The 5,632-nt window shown below is 74.5% G+C and carries 6 protein-coding genes; 4 read left to right on the top strand and 2 right to left on the bottom strand.

Translation table 11 applies throughout. The features are described 5' to 3' along the window. From AB0J52_RS24640 to AB0J52_RS24630, 3 genes are all read left to right on the top strand, one after another. Window positions 1-1,601 (top strand): FtsX-like permease family protein (locus AB0J52_RS24640; protein ID WP_500184510.1); only part of this gene is annotated, 1,601 nt, incomplete at its 5' end. A 273-nt stretch (window positions 1,602-1,874) separates the two neighbouring features. Then, window positions 1,875-2,312: a DUF3761 domain-containing protein gene (locus tag AB0J52_RS24635; protein ID WP_500184509.1), complete on the top strand. Its 438-nt coding sequence runs from the start codon at window positions 1,875-1,877 to the stop codon at window positions 2,310-2,312. 123 nt (window positions 2,313-2,435) lie between these two features. Beyond that, window positions 2,436-2,642, top strand: a complete 207-nt coding sequence (locus AB0J52_RS24630; protein ID WP_500184506.1) for a hypothetical protein — start codon at window positions 2,436-2,438, stop codon at window positions 2,640-2,642. Window positions 2,643-2,739: 97 nt separating this feature from the next. Here AB0J52_RS24630 and AB0J52_RS24625 read toward each other — a convergent pair whose 3' ends face one another. Then, a complete protein-coding gene (locus tag AB0J52_RS24625; protein WP_500184505.1) occupies window positions 2,740-3,507 on the bottom strand; it encodes an MBL fold metallo-hydrolase in 768 nt (255 codons plus the stop codon). A gap of 72 nt (window positions 3,508-3,579) precedes the next feature. On the opposite strand from AB0J52_RS24625, the gene AB0J52_RS24620 reads away from it, so the two are divergent. Continuing rightward, complete coding sequence (locus AB0J52_RS24620) at window positions 3,580-4,536, top strand: GlxA family transcriptional regulator (protein ID WP_500184504.1); 957 nt, start codon at window positions 3,580-3,582, stop codon at window positions 4,534-4,536. A gap of 182 nt (window positions 4,537-4,718) precedes the next feature. Here AB0J52_RS24620 and AB0J52_RS24615 read toward each other — a convergent pair. After that, window positions 4,719-5,632, bottom strand: a 914-nt coding sequence (locus AB0J52_RS24615) for an alpha/beta hydrolase (protein ID WP_500184502.1), incomplete at its 5' end; no start/stop codon positions are given.

Below are 5,632 nucleotides of genomic sequence, written 5' to 3'. Positions count from 1 at the left end.
GACCCGCCCCCCACCTACATCAACACCTAACACACAACCCTCTGCCCCACCACGACGCTCTCCCGATCTACCCGGGCGATCGGGTCGCCGTGGACGGACGCGCCGCGTCCGACCCGGAGATGACCGCCGTCCGCTCCGAGAACACGGCCGTGGACAACGTGGAGTCCCCGACCCGCATCGACCGCTACGCGACCGGCTCGCAGTCCGCCAACGCGTTCATCTACCAGGTGCTCGCCGCGATCGCCTCGGTGCTCATGGTCGTCCCGCTGCTGGTGTTCGGCGGGGCCGCGGCCCGGCTCACCGTCGCCCGCCGCGACCAGCGGCTCGCCGCGCTCCGGCTGGTCGGCGCGACACCCGGCCAGGTCGTGGCGATCACCACCGCCGAGGCCGTGCTGACGGCCGCCGCCGGGGCCGTCCTCGGCACCGCCCTGTTCGCCGCCGCGCTGCCCGCCGTCACGCGGATCACCATCGCGGGCGGCACCTGGTACGCCGCCGACCTGTGGCCCGGCGTCTGGACGCCGCTCATCCTCGCCGCCGTGCCGGTCCTGGTCGGGGTCAGCGCCGTCGCCGGGCTGCGCCGCGTCGTGGTCAGCCCGCTCGGCGTCGCCCGCCGCGAGACGCCGCCCGCGCTGCGCGCCGTCCGGCCGCTGGCCTTCCTGGCCATCGTGGTCGTGTTCGGCGCGATGGCCGGGAGCCTGACGTCCCTCGGCCGGATCGGCCTGGTCCTGCTGCTGGTGTTCCTCGCGCTGGCCTTCCTCGGCATCAACCTGGTCGGTCCGTGGATCGTCGCGCTGCTCGGCCGGATCGCCGCCGGGACCGCGCGGGGACCGGCGCGCCTGCTCGCCGGCCGCCGCCTGGTGGACGATCCGCGCTCGGCCTGGCGCACCGTCGCGGGCGTCGCGCTCACCGGCTTCGTCGCGGGCTTCCTGGCGCTGCTGAACCCCTCGTCCGGCGCGCTCGGGCACGGCTCCGCCGACCGCCTGGAGATCACCGTGCCCGCCGCGTCGGCGGAGGGCCTGGCAGCGCGGGCCCGGGACCGGCTGCACGGCCTGCCCGCCAAGGTCACCGTGCACCGGGAGAAGGACGCCACCACCCTCCAGGCCGCCGTGGACGGCGGCCGGGCCGAGGTCGACCGCGCCCGGACCGCCCTCACCGGACTGGTCCCCGGCCACACCGCGACCACCGAGGCGGACGCCGACATCGCGTCCGGACGGCTGCTCGGCGACCTGCGCACGGGCGCGCTGACCGTCCTCGGCGTCTCGTTCCTGATCGCGATCACCAGCGCGGGCATCACCGGCGCGTCCGCCGTCCTGGACCGCCGCCAGACCTACGCCATGCTGCGCCTCGCCGGGACGCCGCTGGAGGTGCTCGACAAGGCCCGCCGCCAGGAGACCCTCATCCCGCTGCTGGTCATGGGCGGCGGCTCGGTCCTGACAGGCCTGTTCTTCGCCACCCCGTTCGCGATGGGATTCGGGTGGTCCGGCGCGTTCACGCTCGTGGCGTTCGTGGTCCTCGGCTTCGGCGGCATCCTCGGCGCGAGCGCCCTGAGCCGTCCGCTGCTGCGGGCCGTCACGACAAGCCCCACCCCTCGCCCGGACTAGGCCGTGTTTCAAAGTCCCGGCCCACTGCGCTCGCCTGGCGGCTCGCTTCGTGACCGTGCCTGGGCGAACGCGGCATCGCTTCGCGATCTGCCCGGTTCCGCTCGCCTTCGGCATCGCTCCACCGGGCAGGTAACGCGTTCGCGCGCGTGGCTGAGGCCCCTTTGAAACAGGCCCTAGCCGCGAGGTGGGGGGATGTCCGGAACGGGCGTCTTGTGAACCGGTGCGGGCGGAGCGGCGTCCTCCCCTGACACGCCCGCACCGAGGAAGTGGTCCATGCGCAAGCGCCCCACCGGTGTCCCGTTCGCCGCCGCCGTCCCGCTCGCGGGCGTCCTGCTCGCCGCCGTCCTGGCGGGCGGCTGCGGCGCGGTCCCGAAGACGGAGGCCGCGATCTCCCCGACGGACGCGCCGTCCGCGACGTCCCCGGCGAGCACGGCCCCGACCCCGGTCTCCCCCTCCCGGAGTCCGGGCCGGACGGGCACGACGCCGCCCCCGCGACCGTCGTCACCGTCGAAGCCCAAGCCGTCCATGCCGTCGGCGCACCGCCCGAAGCCGTCCACGCCGCGTCCGCACCGGACGACCCCGAAGCCGAAGCCGCGAACACCGCGCTACCCGTCCGGCGCGACGGCGGTCTGCCGGGACGGGTCGCTCTCCTTCTCCGCCCACCGGCGCGGCACCTGCTCGCACCACGGCGGTGTGGCCCGCTGGCTCTGACGCCTCGTTCCGGCCCCTCGGAGCGGCCCCGGAAATGTCGTAGGCGACGCCTAGAGTCTGCCTTGTGACGTGGGGGAACACCCTCGGCCGGGCGGTTCGGCGGGGGAGCGGAGAGGGGCTGTTGTGGAGTACGTGAACGGGTTCTCGCGACACCTGTCCCGGGCCGGGCTGAACGGTCCGGCCGAGCGGACGATCGTGGAGCCGTGGCTCAGCGAGCTGACCCGGCTGCCGCTCAACGCCTACACCGACGAGCCGGTGCGCGCCCGGCCCGCCCCGCTGCCCCGGCGGGTCCGGCCGCTCGGACGCGCCGAGAGGCCGGTCCCCGCCTGAGCGCGGCCTTCCGCCTGACCGCGGCCTTCCGCCGAGCGTGGCCTTCCGCTGAGCGTGGCCTTCCGCTGAGCGCCGGTTCCCCATGGGAGCCGGCCGCTCAGAGGACGGCCGACTCGCCCAGGGTGAGCAGCGTGAGCCGGTCGGTGAGGCCCGCCTCGGCGAACGCCTTGGTGAGCAGGTCGCCGCCCTCGGTGAAGTGCGCCCAGCCCTCGAAGTGCAGCGGGACGGTGTGGCGCGCGTCGAGGATCCGGGTGGCCTCGGCCGCGCCCGCGCTGTCCAGGGTCAGCAGCGCGCCGTCCAGCAGGATCGTCCGGGCGGCCCCGGCGAACAGCAGCGCCACGTCGATGACCGGGAACCGCTCCTTGACCTCCCGGACGACGTCCAGGGAGGCGTTGTCGCCGCTGACGTACACCGTCGGCAGGCCGTCGCCGGTCAGCACGAACCCGGCGACCTCGCCGGTGACGGCCTCCGCGCCCTCCGGGCCGTGCAGCGCGGGCGCGCGGGTGACCCGCAGCGTCCCGCCGTCCGGGCGGGCGATGTCGTGGTGCTGCCACAGGCCGAGCGGCGTCGCGCCGTCCACCCGCGCCGCGCTCGACGCGTTGGTCAGCACGAGCGGCACGCGGGGCAGGAACGCGCGGCCCGACTCGTCCAGGTTGTCGGGGTGCTGCTCGTGCGACAGCAGGACGGCGTCGGCCGCGCCGACCTCGTCGGGGGTGAGGGCCGTCGGTCCCGTCTTGGTCACCTTGCGGTTGCCGCCGACGACGTAGTCGCGGGGCTCGTCGAAGGCCGGGTCGGTGAGCAGCCGCAGGCCGCCGAGCTCGATGATCGCGGTGGGGCCGCCGAGGGCCGTGATGGAGATCGTCATGTCCGTGATCCTGCCGAGCGGGCCGTCCCGGACGTGAGCGGCGAGAAAGCCACCGTGCGATAGATTCCGGCCATGCGTGATCCCCGGACGGTCGCGGTGGTGCTGTTCGACCGCGTGCCCATGTTCGAGACGAGTGTGCCGCTCAGCGTCTTCGGTAGTGATCCGCGCGGCGAGACGCCGTTCGAGGTGCGGGCCATGGCGGCCGAGCCCGGCCCGATCCGCACGTCCGCGGGGCTCGTGCTGCACGCGCCGCACGGGCTGGACGCGCTGGACGACGCCGGAATGGTGATCGTCCCGAGCTGGCGGTTCGGCGACGAGGACCCGCCCGGGGACGCGCTCGACGCGCTGCGCGCCGCGCACTCCGGCGGCGCGACCATCGTCGGGCTGTGCCGGGGCGCGTTCGTCCTGGCGGCGGCCGGGCTGCTGGACGGACGCCGCGCCACCACGCACTGGCGGTTCGCGCCCGCGCTCGCCGAGCGGTACCCGAAGGTGCGCGTCGACCCTGCCGTGCTGTTCGTGGACGAGGGGACGATCGTGACGTCGGCGGGCACGGCCGCCGGGATCGACGCGTGCCTCCACCTGGTCCGGCGGGAGGCCGGGGCGCGGGCGGCGGCGTCGATCGCGCGGCGGATGGTCGTCCCGCCGCAGCGCTCCGGTGGACAGGCGCAGTACATCGAGCACCCGATTCCCGAGCCCGGCATGGACGACCCGCTCGCGCCCGTCCTGGAGCACGCCGTCCGCAACCTGCACGACCCGGCCATGGACGTCGACGCCCTCGCGCAGCGCGCGCACATGAGCCGGCGCAGCTTCGACCGCCGGTTCCGCGACGCGACCGGCACCTCGCCGCTGCAGTGGCTGCTGGCCCAGCGCGTCCTGCACGCGCAGCGGCTGCTGGAGAGCACCGACCTGCCGATCGACTCGATCGCCCGGAAGGTCGGCTTCGCCAACGGCGTCGCGCTACGCCCGCATTTCCGCCGCGTCGTCGGCGTCGCGCCGCAGCCCTACCGCGACACCTTCCAGACGATCTGACCCGGCGCGCACAAGCAAGCCACGAACACACGGCCCACGGAACACGAGCCGGGCGGGAAGCAGGAGCGGGCCACGCAGCAGGAGCGGGCCACGCAGCACGAGCGGGGCACGCAGCACGAGCGGGCAGGAACACGTCCGGCCGGTCCCCTCGGGGAACCGGCCGGGTGCGGCGTCGGACGGGGTCAGGCGCGCTTGGCGCCGATGCTCGCCATGATGTCGGCCCAGTCCTTGTGCATCTCGCGCTTCCAGTACGGCCAGCTGTGCGAGCCCGCGCCGTAGAAGTCGGCCCTGACCGGCACGCCCGCGTTCTTGGCCGCCGTGACGAAGTCGCCGTTGGCGCGCAGGACCTGGGTCTCGCTGAGGTAGCCGATGTCCACCGGGCTCTTGCCGGGCTTGTCGAGCGGGCCCGGGGTGCCGTTGCCGGACGAGATGAGCACCTGCGTCCCGGCCAGCCGCTTCACCAGCGACGCCGGGTCGTGCGCCACCCAGTTCGCGCGGGCGGTGACCGGGTCGCCCCAGATGTCCAGCGGGTTGGTGCCGGAGCGCATGTTGATGTACAGCAGCAGCGCCGGGATGCCCGGGGAGAGCATCGACAGCACGCCGCTGTAGGAGGCCGCGGACTTGAACATCCCGGGGTGCCGGGCCGCGTAGGTGATCGCGCCCTGCCCGCCGGACGAGATGCCCATGATCGCCCGCGAGGCGCCCGCGTGCAGGTTCCGCTCGACGAGCTGCCGGACCTCGCTGGTGTGGAAGGTCTCCCAGCGCGGGGTCCCGCCGCGGCCGCCGTTGTACCAGTCGGTGTAGGAGCCGTTGGAGCCCTCGGGCATCACGACGATCGTGTTCCACTGGCGCGCGACCGTCGCGATGTCGGTGCTGCGCGTCCAGGAGACGTAGGTGTCGTTTCCGCCGTGCAGCGCGTACAGCGTCGGCCAGGTCTGGGTGGTCTTGGCCTTCCAGCCGTTCGGCACCAGCACCCGGACGGTGCGCGTCTGGCCCAGCGCGGGGGACTTGACGCTCAGGTCGACCTTGTTCTTCCCCGCCCACTTGGCGGCGGTGACCACCGCGCCGATCCTGGTCACCCAGGTCGCGTTCCGCC

The organism is Spirillospora sp. NPDC049652 (assembly GCF_040675125.1).
In the GTDB taxonomy this organism is placed as follows: domain Bacteria; phylum Actinomycetota; class Actinomycetes; order Streptosporangiales; family Streptosporangiaceae; genus Spirillospora.
This window is presented reverse-complemented; position numbering and strand designations above follow the sequence as displayed.

What these genes read in the sequence shown, in the direction of transcription:
- AB0J52_RS24635 (WP_500184509.1), top strand. Translation starts at nt 1,875, where the DNA reads ATGCGCAAGCGCCCCACCGGTGTCCCGTTCGCCGCCGCCGTCCCGCTC.
- AB0J52_RS24620 (WP_500184504.1), top strand. Translation starts at nt 3,580, where the DNA reads ATGCGTGATCCCCGGACGGTCGCGGTGGTGCTGTTCGACCGCGTGCCC.
- AB0J52_RS24625 (WP_500184505.1), bottom strand. Translation starts at nt 3,507, where the DNA reads ATGACGATCTCCATCACGGCCCTCGGCGGCCCCACCGCGATCATCGAG.